This window comes from Burkholderia sp. Se-20373, assembly GCF_017104705.1.
Taxonomy (GTDB): domain Bacteria; phylum Pseudomonadota; class Gammaproteobacteria; order Burkholderiales; family Burkholderiaceae; genus Burkholderia.
Genome location: NZ_JAAGPH010000340.1, coordinates 1 through 1145, shown reverse-complemented (window position 1 = coordinate 1145; position 1145 = coordinate 1). Strand labels below are relative to the sequence as shown.

Annotated in this window: 1 pseudogene; it reads left to right on the top strand. The window is 69.3% G+C overall.

Annotated elements, in window-relative coordinates:
* Positions 1–1145 (top strand): annotated as a pseudogene (locus G3N96_RS38640) (hypothetical protein); the annotation flags it as partial.

Genomic DNA, 1145 nt, shown 5'->3' with positions numbered 1-1145 from the left:
CACATCGACCGGCCGGCCGACCGGATCGGAGCGCGACATCCGCAGCCCGAGTTCATCGCGAGCCTGCGCACGAGCGCCAACGGCAAGTTCATCGACAAGAAGCCGGCATCGGACGAGATCGATCCGAAGGTCGCGCAGGATGCGTTCCTGCCGCTCAAGTCGAAAGGCGACGCCAGCCGCAAGCACTACGACTACTACCTGTCGCCCGTCCCGCTCGACGCGTTGCGCTCGTTTGGCGGCGCCGCGCGCATCGAGGCGTACTTCGGCGAGCTGCGCCAGTGGGACGTCGAACCGTCGGCCACGGGCGCCGCCGACAGCGTCGTCGCCACCGTGAAGCAGCTCGATGATGCGCCCCGCTTCCAGCGGCCGAAGCAGGCGGAAAAATACGCGCGCAAGCATCCCGGCACGCAAACGACGCTCTACGCGATCGATCGCAAGTCCGGCAAGGTGCTCGGTTACGCGACACGCGATGCCGAGCAGAAATGGACGTACGTCGAAACCACGTCGCTGGGCGACGCGACGATCGCCGAGCGCGAACTCGCCGGCGCGTTCCGGCGACGCTCGCGCCTGTTGCCCGACGGGCGCCGCGGCGTGCGCTTCGTCGTGGCTGACGTCGCGCACGACGTCGTCGACGGTTACGGCGGCTTCGCACCGGCCAAAATGCGCCGCGCGCTCGACGACCGGAAGACTCCGCTGTCGAAGCCCGATGCCTACGTCCAGCGCGTGCTCGGGCGGGTTCGCCCGTCGCTGCGCCAAAAGAACCTGGAAGCGGCCGATGCCGGCACGCCGAACCTGCTGCCGGCAACGCCGGACACCGCGCTCGACTTCAACGCGCAGCACGCGCCGCAGCTGTTGCGCGCGATCGAGATGGGCGAGGTACCCGACGGCCACTTCGTGTACGTGTTCGATCACGAAGGGAGCGTCACCGACGCGCTGCGCGGCACGCTCACCGGCCTCATCGCGGTGGATGACGGCACGATCCGCTGGTACGACACCCTCGCCGGGTTCCGCGACGGCGACAACGAAGGCCTGCCGCTGGATCGGGCGACGATCGGCCGCGGGCCGTTCGGCGGGAACCAGCATTTCCTGCTGTCCTCGCTCGCCCCCGATGCGTTCGTGCCGCGCGCCGCCGCGCTGAAGGAGGA